Origin of the sequence: Halomonas caseinilytica (assembly GCF_001662305.1) — a bacterium.
Lineage (GTDB): Bacteria > Pseudomonadota > Gammaproteobacteria > Pseudomonadales > Halomonadaceae > Halomonas > Halomonas caseinilytica.
On record NZ_BDEP01000013.1, the window covers coordinates 1 to 22,935 of the forward strand.

Sequence of the window (22,935 nt, forward strand, 5' to 3'; positions counted from 1 at the left end):
TTAGATGATGACCCATGGGCGGCCAGGGCCTTTGCCCTCCCCTGGCCGCCTCGCTATGCTGGCGGAAACCGATAGCGTGGGGAGGCTGCATATGCGGCTAAGCGTATGCCGGACAGCTTAACTAAGAACATGAGGGCTGCACTGAAGTCGCTATGCCTCTATGGCCATACTGGTGGGTGCACAAAGACCACTTTAAATGGGCTTGTCCGACGAGGGTGCGCAACGTGCGATGGCGAGATCACGGATTCGGGGTACGAGGATGCTCTTGCCCTACTGCCGCTGAAATCACAGTGCGAGCAAATGGGCATCCCTTTTATGCGGATCTCATCACCCAAGCCGATGGGGCCAGAGCTAGCCGTGCTCATGGCTCTTGATGACTTAGGGGTGTCGCAAGCAGCGTTTGATGAGGGAGCGTCTCTCCTTTCCGGCCTACATGCCTCTTTTTGGCCCCGTGTTTCCGAGCATCGCCATGGGCCGCGACATGGGCTATATGTATTTGCGCAGCTAGAAGTGATTCGAAGGGAAGCCGGGGATCCTGAATATATGGATTGGCTATATGCATGCCTGCGGAGCATGTACAAGCCGAAGTTTTACGAAATCGCAGCCTCCATGAACCGCCTGTATCCGCCAGTCGAAAGCAAGAAGAAAGCCTCGGTTCCTATTGCCAGGCATCTTGTTGATGAAGTCGAAAATAACGCAGGCGAGCTACGGTCTTTTCTTGCATCGCCTTACAACGCTAGATCGGGGTGGCCTGACATTGCGGTTATCCATAACTCCCGCCTAGCTTGGGTGGAAGTGAAGTCGAGCGATAAGCTTATTCACTCTCAGATATATAATTTGCTAAGGCTTCCTCGCTTTCTGTTGAGCCGAATGCATGTTGTGCAGGTAGTCGGCAAGCCTGGCTCCCCAGATCCAGAAGACGGTTTGCTAGAGGTGTTGGGCAACACCCTGTACCTCTAGACCCTATAAGGCGGCGGGTTGAGAGATAAACAGAAAAACCGGGACGGAGGTTTTAAATGAAGAAGTGGGCGGCGCTACCAGCTATGTTGGTGATGACAGGACTTGCTTCTGCAGATGTGGATGTAGGCGACGTAACATATGACCCAGGCAGCGGGGTCATTGGGATCTACTCTTTTGAGTTGCACAACAACTATGATGTAGCTGTTTCAAAGGTAGATCTGTATATGGTTGCAACCACGCCGGGGAGAGAAGTCCCGTGGGCGGACAGCCGCTATAGCTATGAGATTCCGGGAGGGCTTGAGCCAGGCGAGGCACGCCAACTTAGGGCCGTTACCCCTCCTGATCTCGTGCATGCTGAAGGTCAAGAAGTTGTTATCAATGTGGATGTTGAGGCTTCCTATGACGCCAGCGGCGACATTATTGAACAATAACATCTATTAATATCAGATCTATCAATCCCGCTGATGAGCGCGCTTTGCCAGCCACGCAGCCGAAGGTTATGCTACCAGGGAAGTCATGTTCGCGAGGGGGTCTCATGCCCAAGCTGGCCCAAGTGGTTCTGGCTCTAGTTGCACTGTTTGTTGGTATCGGTCTTTTCGGATACTTCACCGGAGCGATCGATACTGATGCTCAAAACGATGTGGCAACCGAGCAAAGCGAGCCTCAAAGCCAAGACAGCCAATCTGGGTCAATGCCAGGGGTCATGGTGACGGCGTCGGAATACGGTAACGACTGGCCGTTCACGGTGGATAGTGGCCGGGTGGACTGCAAGCCAGTGGATGCCGCTGTGTTCACGCATGACGGCACTGCTTATCAGCTGAATGGTGCGGCCAGTCAAAGGGGCTATCCAGCGATTGATCCTCTCTGGCGCGAAAACCCAGACATACCAGGCACCAAGGTCAGCCTCGGCAAGATGATCGATGTCGCGCTGAGTCAGTGCTGAGATAAACCAAGGCCAATGGCCTGACAGAATCACCCTGCCCCGCCACTGAGCGGGGCTTTTTTTGATGGGCTCGCCAATGGCGGGCCTTTTTTGTGCCCGGAGGAATCATGGCCTTTGAATCCCGCCTTGAGCTGACTGTTGATTCTCGCTCAGGCGAGAAGCGCCTGAAGGACTTCGAGCAGAGCCTGGAGCGTACCGAGAAGGCTGGCGAGCGCGTATCTCAAGGCATGGGGGTGCTGAAAACCGCCATTGGCGGCGCTGTGGCAGCTGCAGGCGGGTTCAGCGTGTCCCGCATTGTCTCGGAATCAGCTCGCTTCGAAGATTCGATGCTAGGCCTCCAGGCTGTCTCGAGTGCCACTGAGAAGCAGATGAAGAGCCTGGAAAAGCAGGCTCGTACTCTGGGCGCAACCAGCGCATTCAGCGCCCAGCAAGCAGGTCAGGCACAACGCTTTCTTGCCCAGGCAGGCTTTGAGGTCAATGAGGTTCTGTCGGCCACACCGGGCATTTTGGACCTTGCAACCGCTGGCCAGATGAATTTGGCCCAGGCGGCCGATATTGCGTCCAACGTCCTGGGCGGCATGCGTCTTGAGGTAGATCAGCTCAACCGTGTGAACGACGTGCTGGCCGCAACAGCGGGTGGCTCCAATACCAGTATCTCGCAGCTCGGCCAGGCGCTCTCCACCGCTGCTCCGCTCGCAGCATCAGCCGGCGTCAGCATCGAAGAGACGGCTGCCGCGATCGGCACGCTCTCCGATGCCGGCATTCAGGCAGAGCGGGCCGGCACAGGCTTGCAAGGTATCTTCCGGCAGCTCTCCAACGTCACCCCGCAGGCCCGGGATGCACTCGCCAGTTATGGCGTCTCGTTGCAAGACGTGAATATTGAGGCCAACGGCCTTGGCCCGGTTCTTGAGTCACTACGTGACGCCAATATCTCGACAGCAGACGCCTTCAAGATCTTTGGATCCGAAGCAGGCGCTGCTGCGCAGATTCTTCTGAATGGTGCCGGGCGGGTACAGAGCTTCTCAGAAGAGCTGAACAATTCTGAGGGCGCAGCACGTGAGATGGCGCTCACCATAGGATCAGGCCTCTCCGGTTCCATGCGCGCCTTCAACAGCGCCCTGAGTGAATCCGTCCTTCAGCTTGGTGATTCAGGCCTTTCCGGCGGCTTCCAGTCGGTGACGGACACCGCATCCGGCTTGCTGTCTGTTTACAACGGGATGCTGCCGGAATTTGCTGAGGCCAACAACCTCACGCATGAACAGGCAAACAATCTACAGACCATGGCCGGCGCCCTTTCAGCAGCAGCCGGGGCTACCGGCGCGCTCGGCGGCGCCTACGTCACCACGACAGCGGCCACATGGGGGTTCCATGCGGCGCAGAAGGCGCTGAACAAGGTAGTCCGCGCTAATCCCTATGTAGTAGCTGCGACCTCTCTTGTCGCACTGACAGGCGCGCTCTACGGGGCTCGCAACGCGACAGTGGAGCTCGGCGATACCGATGCCCGCGTGCAGGACTGGTTGCGCGCATCATGGCAGGAAACGAGCGAGCGGGTCGGCAACCTCGTGGGACACGGGTATGCCGCGGCATCCGAGGCAACAGGTGAGTTCGGCCAGGCCGTCGATCAGGTCACAAGCTATGTCTGGAGCACTTTCCAGGCGCTGATGGGTAATATCGCCGGCGCAGCCCAGCACACAGTGAATGGCGTCATTGCCTACTTCCTGACGGTCCGCGACACGTTCGGCATTGTTGCACGGACAGTGCGCACGTCTTTCGAGAATGCATTTGATAATGTGCTGAACATGGCCAAGGGGCTCTGGCAAGACATTCAGGCCATTTTTTCCGGTGATTTCTCCTTCTCGAATTTTCAGGCAGCAGTAAATAGTGCAATTACGGATCCACTTAAAGGGGCTGCTAGCGAGGTGCGGGCCGCATTCGAGGAGAACTTCTCCCGGGATTACCTCGGCGAGCTGGCTGACTATGCGGGCGAAAAGTTGGGCGAGCTTGGCACCGACATCTCCGACACAGCCTTCCGCCTCCGATACCTGAATAACGATTCTGGCCTGGTTGCCGAGGGCTTTCAGGATGTCAGTAAAAGTGGCGACGAGGCCAGTCAGTCGTTGCAGGAGGTGATCGAACAAGCTGCCCATAGCACTATTGCATCCGACGACGCTGCCGAATCTTCGTCCGAGCTCGCGAAAGAGTTGGAGCGCCAGGCAAAAGCGGCCCGCTCTCTCCTGGACGAGCTCTACCCTGTCCAGGCCAGCCAGCGTGAGTATGCCGAGCAGAAGCAGCTGCTGACTCAGTACGCCGAGCGCGAGGGTAAGAGTAACCAGTGGCTCGAAGAGTCGCTGCGTCGGTTGCAGAACCAGTACCGCAATGCCGGCACTGCGGCCGAGGCGTATGGCCTCGATGGTAGCAAGGCCATGGAGAAGGTCGAGGACTCTGTCGATCCCATGGCCACGGCGTTCGAGCGTGGCATCGAGCGCATGGACGATGCCGCCGTGGATATGTGGCGGTCGTTCCTCGATGGCTCTGAAGGCGCGTTCGACAGCTTCAAGAACCTGGCCCTGGACACGCTGGCCGAGGTCATCCACGCCTACACCACGCGGCAGATCACCACCTCCATCGGTGCCCAGATCGGCATTGGTGGTCAGGGGGCGGCTATCGGTGGTCAGTCGGGGGGCGGAGGTTTCGATCAGCTTGCCTCCGTGGGTTCCAACATGCTCAACACAGGAGGCCAGGTATTCACCAATGCCTGGAACGCCTTCCAGGGCGCTGGTTCGACCTACGCTGGGCAGTTTGGCGCTGAGTTGGCGGTACAGACCCAGGGCGGACTGGAGGCTGGATTCAACTCGTTCGCCAACAGTGGTGCTGCCTCGAACGCGCTGTCCGGGATCTATACAGCAGGCGGTGCCATCGCGGGTAGCTACCTCGGCGGAGAAGTGGCCGGTGCCATCTCCGATAAGCATGCCAACTCGAATTACGGCCAGATGGCCGGCACGGCGATCGGCACGGCCGTTTTGCCGGGTATCGGCACTGCTGTCGGCTCAGCGCTGGGCACCATAGCAGATACCCTGTTCGGTTCCGGCGGCAGCGACCTCGACATCTCGATGCAGCGCCGGGCCTCAAGCCAGGGGCACGCATGGGATCACGGCATTGTCGCCCAGGGCGGCCTGGGTGCTGTCGGGTTCAATGACGACGGCTCGCACGAGGTAGCGGATCTCTGGGACATCGACGAGGCTCAGCAGCTCGTTGATAGCATCGCCAAACTGGATACCGCTGTTGCGTCTCTCGCGGAGACGCCCGAGCAGCTGGCGGCCATGCGCGACGCGGTCCTCGCCAGTAACCGTCACGGCATCCAGGGGCACTACGGTGAGACCAGCCACCCCGATGAGGTCGTCGATCGCCTGACCTCGCGCTATGAAGACGCATTCGGCGCGCTTGACGCGGAATTCGCCGAGTTCCTGCAGGGGCTCGATGGCAGCATCGACCAGGTTGTCGAGAAGGGCCTCGCCGCCCGGCAGGCGTTCAGCTTTCTCAGCGACGCCGCCGAGCGCCTCGATCTGCGCTTCGACGACACGACGGCATCGGCCTATGAGGCGGCATCTTCGCTGGCCGAAATGGCGGGTGGCGTTCAGAACCTGTCGAGCCTTCAGCAGAACTACTATCAGACGCTGTACAGCGAAGAAGAGCGGCTGAACCAGCTGCGCTCTGACGTGACCCAGCAGCTCAATGCGATGGGCATGTCGCTGCCCCGCTCCCGCGATGGGTTCCGCGAGCTCGTCGAGGCCCAGGATCTCAACACCGAGGCCGGTCAGCGCAACTACACCCAGCTGCTGCAGCTCGTCGACAGTTTCGATCGGCTCGCCGATTCGGGCGCACTGGTCAACGCTGAGGTGGCCAAGCTCGACGACCAGATCGCCTCGCTAAAAGGCGATGTGAAATCAGCATGGGAGACGTTCGACCAGCAGTCATTCGACCAGCGCATCTCCCTGCTCCAGCTAGCCGGCGAGAGTGAGCAGGCTCTGGCGCTGCAGCGCGAGCGTGAGCTCGAGACCATCGATAAGTCGCTGCGCCCGTTCCAGGAGCGATTCTGGGCGCTGCAGGATGAGGCCAAGGCGCAGGAGGAAGCCGCGCAGGCTGGTCGGGATTATGCTGAGGCATTGGCCAGCGCGCGGGATTCGCTCGGCTCCACGTTCGACAACATTTCCGGCTGGCTGGATCAGCTCCGCTCTACCGACCAGGGCGGTGGCACGCCTCGCGAACAGCTCACTGCGGCTCGCAGTGCGTTCAACGAGCAGCTCCAGTTGGCTCGGAGCGGTGACCGGACGGCGCTGCAGAACATCACCCAGTACGCCGATAGGCTGATCGACGCCCAGCGCAACTGGTCGGCCAGCGGCGGCGCGACTGCGAGCATCATTGAGCGTGTCGAGAACCAGCTCGGCAACCTGCCCGACCAGGTCTCCGCCGAGCAGTTCATCGCCGACGAGATCAAGCAGGCGTTGATCGAGCAGACCGCCGGCATCACATCGCAACTCGCGGATGTGCTGCGCAGCGACACGCCGAGCAACATCGCCCAGCAACTAGCCGGGTCGTTTGATGACCTGACCCGCGGCATCGGCGATGTGCTCACGCGCGAGCAGCTCGCGGTCGTCATGGACGGCAAGGCCACCGATGCCCAGCTCGATGCCGTGATGCGTGCCGTGGATCTCAACGGCGACGGCGTCATGTCGGGGCTGGAATCGGTGATCATCAAGAGCATGCCGACCGATGCCACGTTGGCCAATGCGTTGCAGAATCAGCTCGAGGCGAACGGCAACAAGGCGTTGACGGCTGACCAGGTGCGCCAGGCGCTGTCGCCCATCGCGTCGAATGAGCGCATCAATCAGCTGATCGATCGCATCGACGTGAACGGCGACGGCCTGCTGTCCGCGCAAGAGATTACCAGTGCCCGCATCGGCGGTCTCTCCGGTGGCATCGCGCAATCGCTGTCTGGGTATTTCGACGAGCTAGACGCCAACCTCGACGGCAAGCTGACATTCGATGAGCTCAGCAAGGGGCTCGATGGCCTCGCCACCGACGCGCAGCTGCGGGCCATGATGCAGTCCATGGACATCGACATGGACGGTGTCATCTCTGGTCTCGAGTCGGTGATCATCAGCGAGATGCCCACCGATGCTCGGCTGACCAATGTCCTGCGTAACCAGATGGAGCGCAGTCGCAACCAGAGTCTGTCGTATGCCGAGGTCCGCGAAGCCCTGAGCCCGGTGGCGTCCAAGGCGGTCATCAACCGGCTCATCAACAAGGCCGACCGGAACGCTGACGGAGTCATCACAGCCCAGGAGCTCAACAGCCTGCGCATCAGCGAGCTGACCGACAGCGTCATCAGCACGCTCGATACCTCGTTCGATCAGCTCGATGCCAACCTGGACGGCAAACTCACGTTCAAGGAGCTGCAGGCCGGCCTGGATGGCATGGCCACCGATGCCCAGCTCAAGGCGATGATGGCCCGGATGGACCTCAACGCCGATGGCATCATCAGCGGGTTCGAGTCAGTGGTCGTGCAGGAGATGCCGAGCGACACCCGGCTGGCAACCGTGCTGCGCAATCAGATGCACGCGACGCGCACGCGGCAGCTCACGCATGCGCAGATCCGTGAGGCACTGTCCGGCATTGCACGCAAACCGCAGATCGACCGGTTGATCAACCGGGCCGACGTCAATGCCGACGGCATCATCACGGCGCAGGAGCTCGCCAACGCGCGGCTCGATGGCCTGGCGTCCGGCATCGGCGGCGCACTGTCCCCGATGTTCGACTCGATCGACACGTCGCTCGACGGGCTCATCAACTACGACGAGTTCGGCAAGCAGTTCAGCGGGATGGCATCTGATGCTCAGCTGAAGCGCATTTTCGACAAGTTGGACGTCAACGGCGACGGCACGATCTCGCGGTTGGAGGCGCTCAAGCACTCCTCGGATGAAGTCGGCGACAACACAAAATCGATCGAGGAAAGAGCCCTCGACCAGGTCAGCAAACTCGGCGATCTCGTCACCGACATGACCGCGAGCACCAACCAGTTGGTGTCCCTGGACAGCAGCGTCTCCGACCTCGCGGGCGTTATCGAGCAGATGAACGCGGTACAGGCACAGCGCGCCCAGGAAGAGCGTCAGCACGAGCAGAAAATGGCGCAGATGGCGTACTACAGCACGCGCCAGGCCGCCGGCGAGAAGCTCATCGAGCAGATGGGGGTGAATCAGGAGAAAATCGCCGACGCTCGTAACAGCTTGAACCAGAACCAAATCGAGCACCTGACCGGTTTCGTGGATAGCAACCAGGCGCAGGGGGCGACGGCATGGATGGATCAGGAGGACTGGGAGCGCATCCGCGAGAACATCCAGAACAACGACAACATGAGTCGGGATGCGAAACAGTTCGTGCTCAACATGGCGGCGTACCGGCTGCGCAATCGGCGGCTCACCGCGTGGGAAAACATCGTCGCCGGCCACGAGTTCTCCCCGGATTCTCTCGAGCTGAGCGCGTTCGCCAAGGGCGGCGTTTTCACCAACTCCGTCGTGGATGAGCCGACCCTGTTCAACATGGGCGTGATGGGCGAGGCGAACCCCGAAGCCATTATGCCGCTGCATCGTGGCCCCGATGGTGGCCTGGGTATCCGCGCCGAGCTGCCGCCGATCCCGGCGCTACCGTTGCTTGGGCAGAACGACATCGTCGAGACGCTGCAGGACCTCTATCGCGAGGTGGCCGCACTGCGCGCCGAGAACAAGCGTCTCCTCGGTGAAAGCAATGAGCACCTGGGGGCGGCCAACCGCCAGCGCGGTGCGGCGGCGAAACGCCAGATCGAAGAGCAGCAACGCGGCAACGAGGCCCTCGAGCGCATATCGTCCGAGTCGCAACTGGTGGAGGCCTCCCGATGAGTGTGTGGTTGCTCAGCATCGAGGCGCTTGATCCGTCCGATCAGCCCGTCACGTTACGGTTCGCCACAGGCGAGTATCACGACCCCGGGGCGCATCGATGGATTCCCCGCATCCAACAGCCCGGCCTGTACAAAGCCGGGCTTTTTGTGGGGGACCTCATCGACGCCAGCCGGTCGGGCTACGGGAAAACCGAACTGATCAATGCTGATGGCGGGCTCAACTGGCTGGCCGACTACGCGACCGATGGTCGGGAGGCGCGGCTGCTATATGCCGATGCCGGCAACGTCACTGAGGTGCTGGTTGGTACGGTGGCACGTGTGGCGTTCGACGGACGGCGCGTCTCGGTGCGCCTGCGTGATCCCGTCGAGTTGCTGCAGCAGACCCATCCCGGCAATCGCTATGCCGGCGATAACGTCCTGCCGGATGGCCTCGAGGGCACGGGCGATGACATCGCCGGTACGCTCAAGCCGCGCGTCTACGGCCAGGTGCGCAACGCGTCGCCGACGCTCGTCAACAGCGCCAAGCTGATCTACCAGGTCAGCGACCAGGACTGCACGGTCTCGGCGGTGTACGACAAAGGCCACTCCCTCACCGATGGCGGTGCTTATGCCTCATTGTCGGACCTGGAGAGCACAGAGCCGGCCGCCGGCGAGTTCCGAGCGTACCAGGGCTACATGCGCCTGGGCTCGAGCCCGGAGGGGCAGATCACCTGCGATGCCGAGGCACCGCTGACCGATGCCGGCGACGTGCTCGACCAGATCGCCACCGAGGCCGGGGTGTCGGTAGGGGATGTGTCCGCCCTCAATGCCCGTGGCGCCATCCGGCTGTGGGTGACAAGCGAGACGACGACCGCCGCACTGCTCGACCAGATCGTGACCTCGGTGGGGGGCTGGTGGCGCATCGACAGCAGCAACACGGTGCAGGCCGGCCTGCTCGCCGAGCCCGGTACGCCGGTGCTCTCGCTCCGCGACCACCAGATCCTCTCGATCAGTCGCTCCGCAACCGGCGCGGGTAGCAATGGCCTGCCGGTCCACCGCGTGACGTGGCATTGCGACCGCATCGAGACGACACAGACAGATCTCTCTGGCTCGGTATCCGACGCCCGGCGCGCCCGGCTGGCCACTCAGCATCGCTCGGCCGAGGCGTCGGACAGTGCGGTGCGCACTCGGCATCCGCTCGCCGCCGAGATCACCGTCGAGAGCCGGCTCGCCTCGCGCAGCGCCGGGCAACAGGCCGCCACGGATGTGCTCACGCTGCTCTCTCCCCGCCGTGACTCACTGAGCGTTGAGGCCCGTGTGTTGGACACGGTATCCGTTGCCATCGGCGACACCGTACGTGTCGTCACACCACGCCTGGGCTATGCCACCGGGCGTGACCTGTTGGTGGTGAACCGGACGATCAATGCCGAGAAAAACCGCCTGACGCTCGACCTATGGGGGTAACGATGAAGAATCGCTGGGTCACGCTGTGTTGGCCGAACCACATTGACGCGGCCACATTGAGCGGCGGGAGCTGGGAAACCGAGCTGCCCCTGGACCAGTTACTCAATCCGGTGATGGCCGACCAGGCCCGCACCGTCGACACCGACCCCGCCAGCACGCAGTTCGTCGTCACACTGCCCCAGTCCCGTGCCATTGGCGTGGTGGCACTGGCCAAGCACAACATCAGCGCCACCGCCGAGTGGCGGGTGCGCGTGTATTTCGATGCGGCTGGCACGGACCTGGCCTGGGATAGCGGCTGGGGGCAGGTGTGGCCGGCGGTGTATGCCACTGCCGAGCTGGAGTGGGAGTTCGACAATTTCTGGACCGGCATCATTGACGATGACGAACGCAGCGATTTCACGGCTTTGGCCACGTGGTTCCTGGGCGACACGCAGATCGCCCGACGCATTCACGTCGAGATCAATGATCCGAGCAACCCTGATGGCTATGTGTCCCTCGGTCGCTGCCTGATCTCCGATACCTGGCAGCCGGAGTACAACGCCGCCTATGGCATCGCCTACGGCTACGACATCGGCACCGAGTTCGAGACAGCCGGCGACCCCGGCATGACCGAATATGCCGATCCCAAGACACCGAAACGTACCGTCACCTTCACGCTCAAGCATCTCTCTCAAGAGGAGGGGTTCCGTCGGTCGCTCGCATTGCAGCGCAAGCAGGGGCTGCATGGCGAGGTGCTCTATGCCGAGAGCACGGAGCCGGACCAGTCCTCATTTGCTACCACGTTCATCGGGCGCCAGGTCTCCGTCGATCCGCTCGAGCATCCCTACTTCGCCAACTACTCGAACAGTATCAGCCTCAAGGAGATCCTCTAATGGCATCAGTGACATTCCCGACACGCCTCGGTGGCTCCGGCATCACGATTACTGATGATGCGTCTCCTGAAACCGGATTGGCCAATGGCGGCCACCGTGAGCGTTTTCTACCCGCTCTCAAGGGCACGGTTGCCATGGCGGAATATGTCTACCAGTACGCCGCCAAGATCGACGGCGCGGCCGAGGATGCTGAGCGTGCCGAGGAGGCCCGGGGCTATGTCGAGGCCTATGCTGGCGCGCTGAAGAGCAACATCCACGCCCATTACGATCAGCTCGCGACCCTGAAATTTTCGTTCGCCCGTGGACGGTACCAACTGGATGAAGGGGGCGAGCGCACCGACACCACGGTGCCGTCCGACCTCATGACCATCAGTCGCTCCGGCACCAAATGGGTGGAGCGGCCGAACCGGACGATTCATGAGCGGCTGGCGGATACCCTCGCCCGGCAGTGGAAACACGGGGTGTCGAAGGGGGCCTTGGTTGAACCCAGCCGAACGAACTACTTTCTCGACAGCACTGACTACGTAAACAATTTCTCGGTTACTCAGAACAATGTGACCAAGACCCCTAATGCCACCACGGCGCCGGATGGATCGCTGACGGGGTGCCTGGTTGAGGGCTCAACGTCTGTCAGCATCTCGACGTCTGCGGACACGTTCTACATCGTGGGACAGAGCGTGCCGGCCGGTGATGTCTCCGGGGCAATCTACCTCAAGAAACACCCCGACGGACCGAGTGTCATCGACACCCGGTTCCGGGCACTAGGGGATGGCATCGATGAATTCGAACAATTCGAGCTGACAGACGATTGGCAATATCTCGATGTGGGTAGCATCACCTCGACGGTTGAATCGGGGTTTCGGATTCACGTGGGTGGCAATGCGAAATTCTATGTCTGGCATGCCAACATCGAGGACGGGGATTCGCCATCCTCGCCCATCATCACTCAGGACACCACCGTCACTCGTGCGGCCGACACCATCACGCGGACCTTGGGGAATGAGTACAACCCGAACGGGTTCAGCGTCTATGCCGAAGGCCGGCAGACGTCAGCTACCGGCACGGTGATCTATCTGTACTCCAGTGGTCTGGATAACTCGATCCGCGTGGGGCTGCCCTCGAACAGTGACAATGTGCTGTTTGTCAGCACAGGCAGCTCGCTGCAGGCCGTCATCCCGTTGAGCGATTTCCCCGACTTCACCCCCGGGGATAGCGCCCGGCTGTTGCTGTCGGTGGATCCCCCGAACAATACGGTCCGGCTCACCCTCAATGGCGTCACGGTGTCGCGGAGCGTTAACGAGTTTCCCGTGATCGATACGCTGCGGGTCGGGGGCGTGTCGGGCAATAACAACAACATCAATGGCACGGTCGGCGATGTCACGATGTATCCGATCGTGCTCACCCAGAGCCAGGCGGAGGAGATGACTGCATGATAGATGCCATTTTGCACGTCGCCGATTTCCCGGCGCTGGTGGCGTATCTCGACACCAATCACCCAGAGCTGCTCGAGCGAGACGATGACGGCAGCCTGACGCAGCCGCCCAGGGTGACGGGCTTTGCCCGGACCCCGGCGGTCATGAACGGTGATGCCGTGATGGCCTATGCCCGCCTGCGCGATGCCGAAGCCGATCAGTGGCGCAGTACGCCCGGCGTCGTGGTGTTGGCCGAGGCCCCGTTCGAGGGCAAAGGTACGGCCGACGCGGTCTATGATCTAGTCTTCAATGATCCCGATCTGCTGGCCACGTATGACAGTGTCTACGACCGCAGCCCGCGCGACATGCCCGACGGTGAGGGCAGCACGATCATGTACACGCCCCCGGATCGGTTCGGTATCATTGCGGGGGCGTGATGGGAGTCCTTGATAGATAGTCCGCATTATGCGGGCTATGTCCCGGAGAGTAGTCTATAAACAGATTATCCTGCCCACCCCAACTGTTATTCCTATCAGCAATAGGGTTATATTTGCGATCACTAAAAATATCATTAGTCGCTCTGTTATCTCCGTGCCATTTTTCCCTATCAAGCTTTTAAGCTTTTTTTCTGTTCTTCCTTCATCCTTATCTTTGTTTCCGCTGTCTTCTGGTTTGTATATTGTGAGTTCTCCGTCTTTAATGGCGTTGTCGGCCATGTTCATTAATTCGTTATACCTTTTTAAGGCTCTTAGTAGAAATAAGCTTGTTGCTATGGCGAATACATTTATCAATATTGAAAGGAGTGTCTGGTCTTTCTCGAAAAGCAGGTAGTACCACCCTGCAAGGATTGCAGTTTCAATGGTGATTGAGTGCTTTATAACCTCCCATGCCCTGTTTTGATGGCATATTAATAAGTCCTTTCTTATATTGTCGTATGTGGGCCCGACCTTCATGCGCATCAATGTCTCCTTTAGCTTGCAATGTGTGGTGATTTTAAGATGGTGCCGTTATGGTGGCTGCATGACGTGCGGTCAGAACTTGCCTGAATGTCCGATCACTTACACAGTTTTACCACTATATCTTACGGCAGACCGTGTTGAGCGGGTTATGCTCTGGGTGTGACGCCAACAGCATGCGGCGCCCAGGGAGGGCGACGCGTCACACTTAATATACAGTCTTTCTTATGGGTCTTCTCTTTAACTCGAAGAGATCGCGCACAAGCTTTATTTGAATTTCGCTAATGTCATTGCAGTATAATTTGCATTTAATTTTTAATTCTCTTAAGTGATTTTCGTTGATATTATCTATAATTTTTCTCAATTCATGCGGTTCCGCTCTATGTGAGTAGTGATAGGCTAAAAAATTTTATGACCTTTCAATAACGTTTTCTAGATCATCTAAGTTGTCTTCGTTGATAGATTTTAGAAAATCATTTATCGTTCTTATTTTAGATAGCATTGCTTGTATTTTTTGAAGATCTGATAGAGCAAGATTTTGGAATTCTTCATCTGATTCGTTTAGAACCCTTTGAGGGTGGATGTCTATTCGATGAGCAAAGCGGATGGTTTGGATTATTTTTTTAGTGATTCTTTTAATTCTTCATCTAAAGAGGTGGCCAAGTGGTAAGCTTCCCTTCTTCTCCACTCCTGTGCCTGATGTTTGGTGTAATGCAAGGCACTAATCGCTACAAGTAGTAGCCCGAATGTAGAGATGCCCGCTAATGAAATCCCTGTGATTACGCAAAATGAAATGATGAATAGTGCCAGAACGGTTATGGCGATTATGTTGAGGTTGCCAACCTTTTCGGTGATTTGCTTTATATATTCTTGCATGTCCCCTCGCTGTCGCTCATTTGCTGTTCGGCCTATTCTACGGACATGTGCGGACGATTCGCTATCTACTTACAGCCACCGGAGATCTCCCGCCGCCTCGGGTTGCCTGAGCCTGCCGCTGGCTGGGTGGTACGATCACGTACACGCACCGGAACGGTTGGGGGTAGAGCGGCCGCCACTCGCATGGTGGTTTTACACCGAGCCTCGCATCAGGGCGGCTGGGGAGTGACGGTCGTTTCTCCGGGTCTGGCAACGGATCAATGGCGAGTGGGCTATGGTTCAGGATACTTGGAGCCCGTTCAAGCTGCAGTGGAGGACGACAATTTCTGGGGAGGCATAGCGAAGTGAGGTAGTGCCTCGCGGGAAGAGGAGTGAACGCCCGGCCGCTTTGTTACCGTGAACTACGCTTGAGCCCATGCTAGGCGGCCGGGAGTGGTCATCGACCCGTAGTATCCTTGAAAACGTTGCCTGGGGTGCAGGCATGTGATGAGTGAGATACCACCCCATGTCCGAGCGAAAACTTGACGGAGTTGTGTCGCCGAACATGATTACGACGTCAATGCTACGGTTGTTCTATGAATCCGAGCATCACAACAGGAGAATGGAATCATGGCTCATCTCGAACTCGATCTTAGTGCCCCCGGCACAACAACTATTTCGCAAGAGAATGCGGATCAGACGAATACGCTCAGTATCACCAGCTTGGGCGACCACCACTTAGTTGTTGACGGGGTTACTGTTGACGCTGAGATTGGCAGCTTCGAGGGAACACCCCCCACTTTCACGGCGGCCAATGATGGCAACCTGACGATCGGCCTGGAGCCGGCCAGTTCGCCACTCCTGTACGACAACAACAACGTAACTTTCAACATCGAGGACTCAAGCGCCATAACTTTCAACGCTTCCGCTGCCACGCTCAGAGACTACTCCGCGCCGACTCTCAACGTTAACTTTGATGGCAGCGGCCAAGGGGACTTCACCTACATTGAACCCATCGCTGAGGAGGATGTGGATTCACTGAACATCTTCAATGTGGACGGCATGTCGACCGGTGATCAGCTGCACCTGGGCAATGGAGATGCCTGGCAGATGTATAGCTACGATAGCACCAACGGGGTGCTGACACTGAGTGATGGCGACGATGCCTATGGCATGACCAGGCCCGTGACTATTGCCCATATCAAGATGGCTAAGGGGATAACCCAGGAGGAGTACGAGAATTGGGATCTCAGTACCTTTCTTAATGGTGGTACCTTCACCTTCACCAACACATTACAGTGCTTCGCGGCGGGTACTATGATTGCCACGTCGGAAGGCGAGGTAGCAGTGGAGACACTGAAGATCGGTGACCTGGTGCTGACGGCCAGAGGAAAGATGATACCGGTCAAGTGGATTGGTTTGCAGCGTGCGGGCAAGCGTGTCGCTGCGCTCAACAAGCTGCCGGTGCGTATCAGAGAAGGTGCTTTGGCACCTGGTAAGCCTAACCGCGATCTGGTGGTGACAGCCGATCATGGCATGATCATCGATGGCTTGGTCGTCAATGCCGGCGTGTTGGTCAACCAAGGCTCGATCACTTATGTCTCGCCCCATGAGCTACCTAAGGATGGAGTCTACTACCATATTGAGACCGAAAACCATGAAGTGATCCTGGCTAATGGCGCCGAGGCCGAAACCTACGTGGACTATCTGACGCGCCAGTCGTTCGACAACTATGCCGAGTACCTTGATCTCTACGGCAACGAGACTCGCGTAGCCGAGATGCCTCGCCAGCGCATTTCCACTCGTCGCCTGCTGCCAATGACAATTCGCCAGCGTCTGGGTATCTCAGATACTGCGGTCAAGAACGCTTGAAAAGTAGAAGGTCCGCTCAGTGAGCAATTGAAGCTGCTGTAGAACATCGATAAACGAGCTTGCTGCCTTTATTGGCGCTCGAGCATGCAGATGCGCGAGCCCTCAACAGCCCAGTCGCTCGGGCTATAGTCCCTCCGTTCGCCCCCCCCGCTGTACAACTAGCCCCGCCTGATGACGTGACACTCGATGAGTGCATGGGGCGGCGGCACTAACGCTGCAGACCAAGACTAGGCCCTCGATACCTACTTGACTCCCCGATAATATGGCCGCGCCATCAACCACCGATGAGGAAGCAATGACAAAGGGAATTATCGCTACGGCGATAGCCTTCGCTCTGGGCATACCGGCGACAGCCGCGGCAGACATGACGATCGGCACGTGGAACCTCAAGCACCTGGGTTGGGATAATGGCAAGAGAATTGACCTTGTTGCTCACATTGTCCAAGGCGCCGATCTCTGGGCCTTGACTGAGGTGATGGACGAAGCGGCGGTGGTACAGCTCGAGGGCGAGCTTGAGTCCCTGACGGGAGAGCAGTGGAGTTCGATGACGTCTCATGAGGTGGGGCGTTCCTCGTACCAGGAGAGCTACAGCTATCTCTGGCGTGAGAGCGCGGTCGAGTACACGAAAGGGGCAGTGGTCTACATGGACCCTGGTGACGAATTCGCGAGGGAGCCGTACCTAGCCGAGTTTGCAGACAAGGAGACGGGGCAGGCAGTGGCTCTGGCCGCGGTACACATCGTCTATGGCGACAGCCGGGCGGACCGCACGCCCGAGATCCGGCAACTGGCCGAGATCTGGGATTGGATGAGCGAGGTCTACCCGGACACACCGCGTCTGATTGCCGGCGACTACAACCTGGCACCTGATCACGAGGCCTGGCAGATGCTGCGCGACCAGGGCGCGGTACCGGCGATCACCTCAGGGGCGACGACCTTGAGCACGACAGATGGGCAGTACTCGAACCTCTACGACAACCTCTGGCATGACGCCGCCGTGCTCAATGTCACCGGCGACGGAATTGTCCGATTCCCTGAGCTGCTGGGCCTGACCCATGCACAGGCACGCGACATCGTTTCGGACCACGCTCCGATCTACGTTACCGTCGGGAATGCCGAGCCTGAATTCATCGCGATGGAAGGGGCTAGCAGCGGCAGAGAGAGCGTCGGCAGTGAGTGCATCAACATCAACGACGCGACGGTAAGCCGTCTGGATGAGCTGCCGCACATTGGGCCGTCGAGGGCTGAGAGTGTCATCGATGCGCGCCCTTACGAGAGCGTCGACGGGCTGACCCGGGTGAGCGGCATTGGACCGTCGAGGGTTGAGGATATTGAAGCCAGTGGCCTGGTGTGCAGCCTGTAAACTTCTGAGTCTGCGATCTCCTACATGACAGGACGACCATGTCGCACAGCAGCCCGCCAATGGCGGGCTATGCTCGGGATGTGACGCCTACAGCATGCGGCGCCCAAGGATGGGCGTCGCCGCCAGGGACGGCATGTCGCGTCACGCTGCACATCAACTCAGCTTTCTTGTGACCGTGCAGTAACACACTTCGTTCTCGATGCGGTCAATGCGAACAACAACTGGGCGGTCCTCGGCCGGGTCCTCATTGAATAGAAGCCAAGTGTTTGAGTCGAACCCCCGCACGTATTCTTTACCCACCACTGGATTCTGTATCTGATGTGTACCGATCTCAGTGGTCATGCCGACTTCAAGGCGTTCTATATCTTGCACGGGCTTCACCTGTATTGAAGAAATGAAATACCAGCCGCCATGGTGCATGGCACACCAAGCATCCCGCTACCTCTTCCCGTAAAACCAGCCTGCTGTGTTCAGCATAGCACTGCATCACGGCCAGTTGTCGGCCAGCGCCTCGCGATCCAGCCTTTACGCTCGAAGCGTCGGCGCCATTTCGCGTACTCGGGGCCATAGCTCTTGTTGATGGGCATATCAGTGGTGCGTTGCCCTGCCCTTCTCTGCCAGCATCTCCTCGATCAGGTCGGCGGCCTCCCGGGCTGCCCGATCATATGGCCGCTGCCGGAGCCGCTCGACGATCTGCTCGGGTGTCAGGGTGCGGGGTGGGTATGTGCGGGGCTGGGTGGGCATAGTGATCACTCCCCGCCGAGATCGACCCAGCACCCGGCATAGACGCCATTCGGATATTTCTCAGCAGCCATCTGCGACTCTTCGACCCGCAACTCCACGTACGTAGGCGTCGCGCCAAATTTCTGGTGGATCTCTTCAAACGCGGCGGACATGTGGTGGTCAATGATCGACTGCATCTTCCCCTTGGTCTCGCGGTACTGGTCAATCGTGGTGTCGATGGTCATGGCGCCCTCCTGTGAATACCACCTGCTATGCCCAGCATAGCGCGTGATACTCGTTTGCCCTCGATTGTGACACAGCAACCATCAGGGTATCCGCTAGTGTGTACGAGGAACCCCTATCAGTCACATTGCCGAATTGCGCCCGGCGCATATCCTGTTGATTTTAAAGGTCGATCGCTCGATCTATGATCGCGATCCGGGATTTAGGTTCTGGTGCCTTCGGGCGTGGGAGTTCAAGTCTCCCCATCCGCACCATAATACCCTTATTTTTCAGCCGCCTATCGCTGTGGGCAGACACCGGGTTATAGCTCAACGGTAGAACCGCACTCGGCTCCCCCATTCCCAATCAGCCCCCTCCCCGTCCCGCTGTCTCACGATTCGCCAGTTGTCTCACGCCAAAAGCCGTCCATTACCATGGCAAAGCAGCAGCGCCCTCCCCCATACGAGCAACTCGGCCAACGCATCCAGATTGAGATCGCTGCAACAAGCCGCCGCGGAATCGCCAGGTCCATCTTGAGTCCTCGTCAGGTGCTGCTGACGACCTTGAAACGCTGAAAATGTCGAATTCCGCGGCTGCCCACCCCCTCGGCCCAGTGCATACCGCCGGAAGGGCCCGGCAAGATGGGGAGCAACAAGCCAAGGATCATGCATCTACTAGCATTACTGTTCTTGATCGCATGTACCCATAGGGCTAGGTTCGACAAAGTGTTACGACTAGCCTTCGCCTTCTTGGCGCCTCTCCAACGTAAAGGGGATGAGGCAGCGAGTTCGATGAACCACAACAACCACAAGGAGTTCAGCAATGCGATATACGACCAAGGCTATGCTTGCGATCGGCTTGGTATCTACCGGTGTAGATGCTAGTGAGATTGCCCACTATGAGTTTGACTCGGAGACGCTAGGCGCCTCTTACCCCTACACTCTCTACACGCCGGATGGTTTTGACGAAAGCGACAAGCGCTACCCTGTCATGTACCTTCTCCATGGCTCTTTCGGCAATGAGAATGACTGGGCTTCCAAGGGTTCACTTCAAGAAACCGCAGATACCTTGATAGAACAAGGGAAAATCCCTCCGGCTCTCATCGTAATGCCCGGCAGCCAAAGCTGGTGGGTCGATGGAAATAACGAACCCGCCGCTACAGCCTTTATCAACGACCTCCTTCCACATGTTGAAGCCACCTGGCCAGTCATCAACGATCGGAAAGGACGTGTCATCGGTGGGCTTTCAGCAGGCGGATACGGTACTATCAACTTCGTCTTTCAGCACCCTGAGATGTTTGCTGCAGGCGCTGCCTTAAGTCCGGCCGTTTACACTCCCCTTCCCCCGGAACATTCGTCTGCCTGGCGCCACCCTGCCTACCTAGATGAAGAGAGCAATTTCTCCAAGGAGTTATGGAAAGATCTCAACTACACGTCCTATATCGACGACTATATGGATGGAGAGGAGATCGTGCCACTTTACATTAACTCCGGAGACCATGACACCTTCGATATTGCTTACCATGCCACTGAGCTGTATCAGATTCTCAGAGAGCACCAACCAAATCAAGTGGAGCTGCGCATCGTTGACGGCGATCATGAATGGAGTGTTTGGGAAGACACTCTGCCTGAAGCTATGGAGTATGTATTCCGCTTTGCCAGACGTCCTCTCGGCACACTGCCTGAATAAGGAACTATGGCTTATACGGCGTCCTGTGCAAGGGCAGACTAAGGCATGGTGCCCAGGCAGGTACTTCAGGCATCAGTAGAGCAACCTCTTCGAACCCCATCTTTTGGGCAATCAGCGCTCTTCCTGCCGATCCACCGCATGGGTTAAGCGCCCTGCTCAGGACTGTGTTGAAACTACGTGGTCAGAATGAGGTGCTCACCAATACAAGAGAAAAGCCAGGAACACTGTTACAGGTGGCTGGTCACAGAAGTGGCTGCCTATGGCTTCCCGTTTCGGTGGCCACTCTTTATTCGTATGGAGACGACTATATGAAAACTCGATTGAAGACCCTCACCATTGCTGGGCTATTCGGCCTCATGTCTATTGGGCAAACTCACGCTCAGTCTCTTGACAGCATGAAAGACAAGGCCACTGACATGATGTCTGGCGGTGGGGGTGAAGGGGGAACAAGCCTGTTGAGCTCCCTATCGAGCGGCTCTTTCAACCCTGCAAGCTTGACCAACCTGACAGGCGTGATCAGCTACTGCCAAGAGAACGGTTATCTTGGTAGCACCGCCGATGTCGCAAAAAATCAGGTAATGGAGCAACTCGGCGTTTCATCTGAACCCACAGATGATAGCGACTACCAGCAAGGTTTAGGTGGCGTCCTTCAAGGAGACAAGCAATCGTTCAATTTAGCCTCACTTGGTGACCAGGTCGGTGAAAAAGCCTGCGGCATGGTGGCTGACCAAGCCATGTCCTTTGCCGGAGGATAGCTTTCCAAGGTGCCCCGTTACAGGCGGGGCATCACTTACCCACCCGTCGTGTCTTGATCGCATCCATGCACGAGCCGTGATTCCCTCCTTGGCCACCAGTGGCTTTTTGCCAACGCGGTTGATATCGATACCCAACACAGCAGCCATGATGCCGAACACCACCAGGGCGGAATTGTTGTCGATCTGGCGATGTCTCGTTCGACGACTGGATACGAGAAGACAAACCAGAGGAACGAGCCCATGAGAAACGTCATTGTCGGCGCCTTCGTGTCACTGGATGGCGTCATGCAGGCGCCCGGCGGGCCTCAGGAAGACCCGACCGGTGGATTCCACTACGGCGGCTGGGTCATGCCGTTGATAGACGAGGTCTTCGGTGAAGAGGTCGACAGGCTGTTCGATCAGCCCTTCGACCTTCTGCTCGGCCGTAAGACCTACGAGATCTTTGCGGCACACTGGCCATACGCGGAGGGAGGCCCGGACGATTCCGTGGCCAAGGCGTTCAATTCGACCACCAAGTACGTAGCAACCCGAAAGGGCCTGAACCTGACCTGGAAGGGCTCGGTGGCCCTGCGTGATGCGGCGCTGGATGTCGCCAGGCTGAAGCAGGAAGACGGACCGGCACTGGTCACGCAGGGCAGTACCGACTTGATTCGAACGTTGCTCGCCAACGATCTCGTCGACGAGCTCAACATGTTCACTTTCCCGATCGTGCTCGGAAGCGGCAAGAAACTGTTTAACGATGGCGCACGGGCGACGGCCTTCAAGCTGACCGCCAACCGTGTCTCCCCCAACGGGATCGTGATCTCGCGATATGAGCGCGACGGTGCGGTGAAAACCGAGGACCATGCCATGGATCCTCCCACGCCGGCGGAAGTCGCACGACGCGAGAAGCTGCAGCGAGAGGGCTAGCTGACATCGTGCACTACCGAGCGACGCTCTCGCTGCCCATGGGCGCACGACGCCCTCGCCACGTTGTCATCTTGTTGCCACCGGGTGTCGCCATCACGCCACAGGGCAAAGCTCCGATGTCTTGCTAGTATCCATCGGGTCTACCCCGATTGGAGTGATCATGCGTCCCATCTTCCTGCTGCCTACCGTCATCGCCCTGTCCATCCTGACGGGTTGTGCCTATCAGCCAGCACGTATCGGCTCGGTACCCGCCATCATCATCGACGACGGCCGCTATGAGCGCGGATATGACAGAGACGATGACGAGGATCGCTGGGAACGTCGCAGGGAATGGGAGGAAGAACGCTGGGAACGTGAACGCGAGCGTCGCGAAGAAGCCCGCGAACGAGCGCAAGAGCGTCGCGAACGACTCCGTGAACGCTGGGAAGACAGGCACGACGAGTGGGAGGACCGACACGACGACTGGGAAGACCGCTGGGATGACTGAGAACCGTCCGCGGGATGACGCCCCACCTAGTCGCACGCGCTCTTGGGTGCTCCCCTCTCCGCCAGCCTGACCTCGGCGCCATCCATCTCGATCCTGAGGTTGGCGCCCCTATATTTTTCGAAAATATCGAATCGTATATGGATTTTATGTCTCTTTTGTTCGGCCTAAGAAATCTATTAGCATACTAATTATTGAGAGGAAGGCCTCTCGAGACACGCCGAAACACAGGAGATACACCATGAAATTCAAGCCGATGTTCTCAGCACTGTTGATCGCCGCTCTTCCGCTCGCCGCCCAGGCCGGCCAGGCACCAGCGCTCACCAAGCAATTGAACGAGCCGCTGTCCACTGCCAGCCAGACAGAAGACCAGAAGATCCAAGGTCATGCGCCAGTGGCAGATGTCTCCTCCGATCTCGTGGCCGAAGGCAGCAGCGCCGCCATGACCAAGGCCCGCCTCAAGCTGCAGGCAAAACAGCAACACACGACCGATATCGCAGTGACAGGCGATCCCCTGGCTCCGGCCCACGAAGCCACCAGCTAAAAAAT

18 protein-coding genes are annotated in these 22,935 nt (G+C 58.4%); 14 read left to right on the forward strand and 4 right to left on the reverse strand.

Annotation, left to right across the window (positions count from 1 at the left end; genetic code table 11):
- Positions 1-1,016 precede the first annotated feature (1,016 nt).
- The 7 genes from A9O65_RS06515 to A9O65_RS06545 all read left to right on the forward strand — a co-directional run bounded on the left by A9O65_RS06515 (position 1,017) and on the right by A9O65_RS06545 (position 12,998).
- Positions 1,017-1,391 carry a hypothetical protein gene (locus A9O65_RS06515; RefSeq protein ID WP_064701697.1) on the forward strand — a complete coding sequence of 125 codons (375 nt, stop codon included), beginning with the start codon at positions 1,017-1,019 and terminating at the stop codon, positions 1,389-1,391.
- A 104-nt stretch (positions 1,392-1,495) separates the two neighbouring features.
- Entirely contained in the window at positions 1,496-1,903 is a 408-nt protein-coding gene (locus tag A9O65_RS06520) for a DUF2511 domain-containing protein (protein WP_064701698.1), read from the forward strand.
- 107 nt (positions 1,904-2,010) lie between these two features.
- A complete protein-coding gene (locus A9O65_RS06525) occupies positions 2,011-8,835 on the forward strand; it encodes a phage tail tape measure protein (RefSeq protein WP_064701699.1) in 6,825 nt (2,274 codons plus the stop codon).
- A gap of 146 nt (positions 8,836-8,981) precedes the next feature.
- Entirely contained in the window at positions 8,982-10,277 is a 1,296-nt protein-coding gene (locus A9O65_RS06530; RefSeq protein WP_254783107.1) for a hypothetical protein, read from the forward strand.
- A gap of 2 nt (positions 10,278-10,279) precedes the next feature.
- Positions 10,280-11,149, forward strand: coding sequence for a hypothetical protein (locus A9O65_RS06535; protein WP_064701701.1), 870 nt, complete (start codon positions 10,280-10,282; stop codon positions 11,147-11,149).
- Positions 11,149-12,582: a phage head spike fiber domain-containing protein gene (locus A9O65_RS06540; RefSeq protein WP_064701702.1), complete on the forward strand. Its 1,434-nt coding sequence runs from the start codon at positions 11,149-11,151 to the stop codon at positions 12,580-12,582. The genes A9O65_RS06535 and A9O65_RS06540 overlap by 1 nt, the downstream gene beginning before the upstream one ends.
- Complete coding sequence (locus A9O65_RS06545; protein WP_064701703.1) at positions 12,579-12,998, forward strand: hypothetical protein; 420 nt, start codon at positions 12,579-12,581, stop codon at positions 12,996-12,998. Before A9O65_RS06540 ends, A9O65_RS06545 begins: the two co-directional genes overlap by 4 nt.
- A gap of 54 nt (positions 12,999-13,052) precedes the next feature.
- Here A9O65_RS06545 and A9O65_RS06550 read toward each other — a convergent pair whose 3' ends face one another.
- Positions 13,053-13,520: a hypothetical protein gene (locus A9O65_RS06550; protein WP_064701704.1), complete on the reverse strand. Its 468-nt coding sequence runs from the start codon at positions 13,518-13,520 to the stop codon at positions 13,053-13,055.
- 612 nt (positions 13,521-14,132) lie between these two features.
- A complete protein-coding gene (locus tag A9O65_RS06555; protein ID WP_064701705.1) occupies positions 14,133-14,393 on the reverse strand; it encodes a hypothetical protein in 261 nt (86 codons plus the stop codon).
- Positions 14,394-15,002: 609 nt separating this feature from the next.
- Between A9O65_RS06555 and A9O65_RS06560 the strand changes: the two genes are divergently transcribed.
- Positions 15,003-16,244 (forward strand): Hint domain-containing protein, encoded by a 1,242-nt coding sequence (locus A9O65_RS06560; protein WP_064701706.1) that lies wholly within the window; start codon positions 15,003-15,005, stop codon positions 16,242-16,244.
- Positions 16,245-16,539: 295 nt separating this feature from the next.
- Positions 16,540-17,604, forward strand: coding sequence for a helix-hairpin-helix domain-containing protein (locus A9O65_RS06565; RefSeq protein ID WP_064701707.1), 1,065 nt, complete (start codon positions 16,540-16,542; stop codon positions 17,602-17,604).
- 588 nt (positions 17,605-18,192) lie between these two features.
- On the opposite strand, the gene A9O65_RS17340 is transcribed toward A9O65_RS06565, so the two are convergent.
- Both A9O65_RS17340 and A9O65_RS06575 read right to left on the reverse strand, forming a co-directional pair.
- Positions 18,193-18,348, reverse strand: a complete 156-nt coding sequence (locus A9O65_RS17340) for a hypothetical protein (RefSeq protein ID WP_175473457.1) — start codon at positions 18,346-18,348, stop codon at positions 18,193-18,195.
- A gap of 5 nt (positions 18,349-18,353) precedes the next feature.
- A complete protein-coding gene (locus tag A9O65_RS06575) occupies positions 18,354-18,572 on the reverse strand; it encodes a hypothetical protein (protein WP_064701709.1) in 219 nt (72 codons plus the stop codon).
- Positions 18,573-19,371: 799 nt separating this feature from the next.
- On the opposite strand from A9O65_RS06575, the gene A9O65_RS06580 reads away from it, so the two are divergent.
- The 5 genes from A9O65_RS06580 to A9O65_RS06600 all read left to right on the forward strand — a co-directional run bounded on the left by A9O65_RS06580 (position 19,372) and on the right by A9O65_RS06600 (position 22,930).
- Entirely contained in the window at positions 19,372-20,238 is an 867-nt protein-coding gene (locus tag A9O65_RS06580) for an alpha/beta hydrolase (RefSeq protein WP_064701710.1), read from the forward strand.
- A 308-nt stretch (positions 20,239-20,546) separates the two neighbouring features.
- A complete protein-coding gene (locus tag A9O65_RS06585) occupies positions 20,547-20,993 on the forward strand; it encodes a DUF2501 domain-containing protein (RefSeq protein ID WP_064701711.1) in 447 nt (148 codons plus the stop codon).
- 240 nt (positions 20,994-21,233) lie between these two features.
- Positions 21,234-21,902, forward strand: a complete 669-nt coding sequence (locus A9O65_RS06590) for a dihydrofolate reductase family protein (RefSeq protein ID WP_064701712.1) — start codon at positions 21,234-21,236, stop codon at positions 21,900-21,902.
- A 160-nt stretch (positions 21,903-22,062) separates the two neighbouring features.
- Positions 22,063-22,389, forward strand: a complete 327-nt coding sequence (locus A9O65_RS06595; RefSeq protein WP_064701713.1) for a hypothetical protein — start codon at positions 22,063-22,065, stop codon at positions 22,387-22,389.
- A gap of 238 nt (positions 22,390-22,627) precedes the next feature.
- Entirely contained in the window at positions 22,628-22,930 is a 303-nt protein-coding gene (locus A9O65_RS06600) for a hypothetical protein (protein ID WP_064698679.1), read from the forward strand.
- Positions 22,931-22,935: the final 5 nt, after the last annotated feature.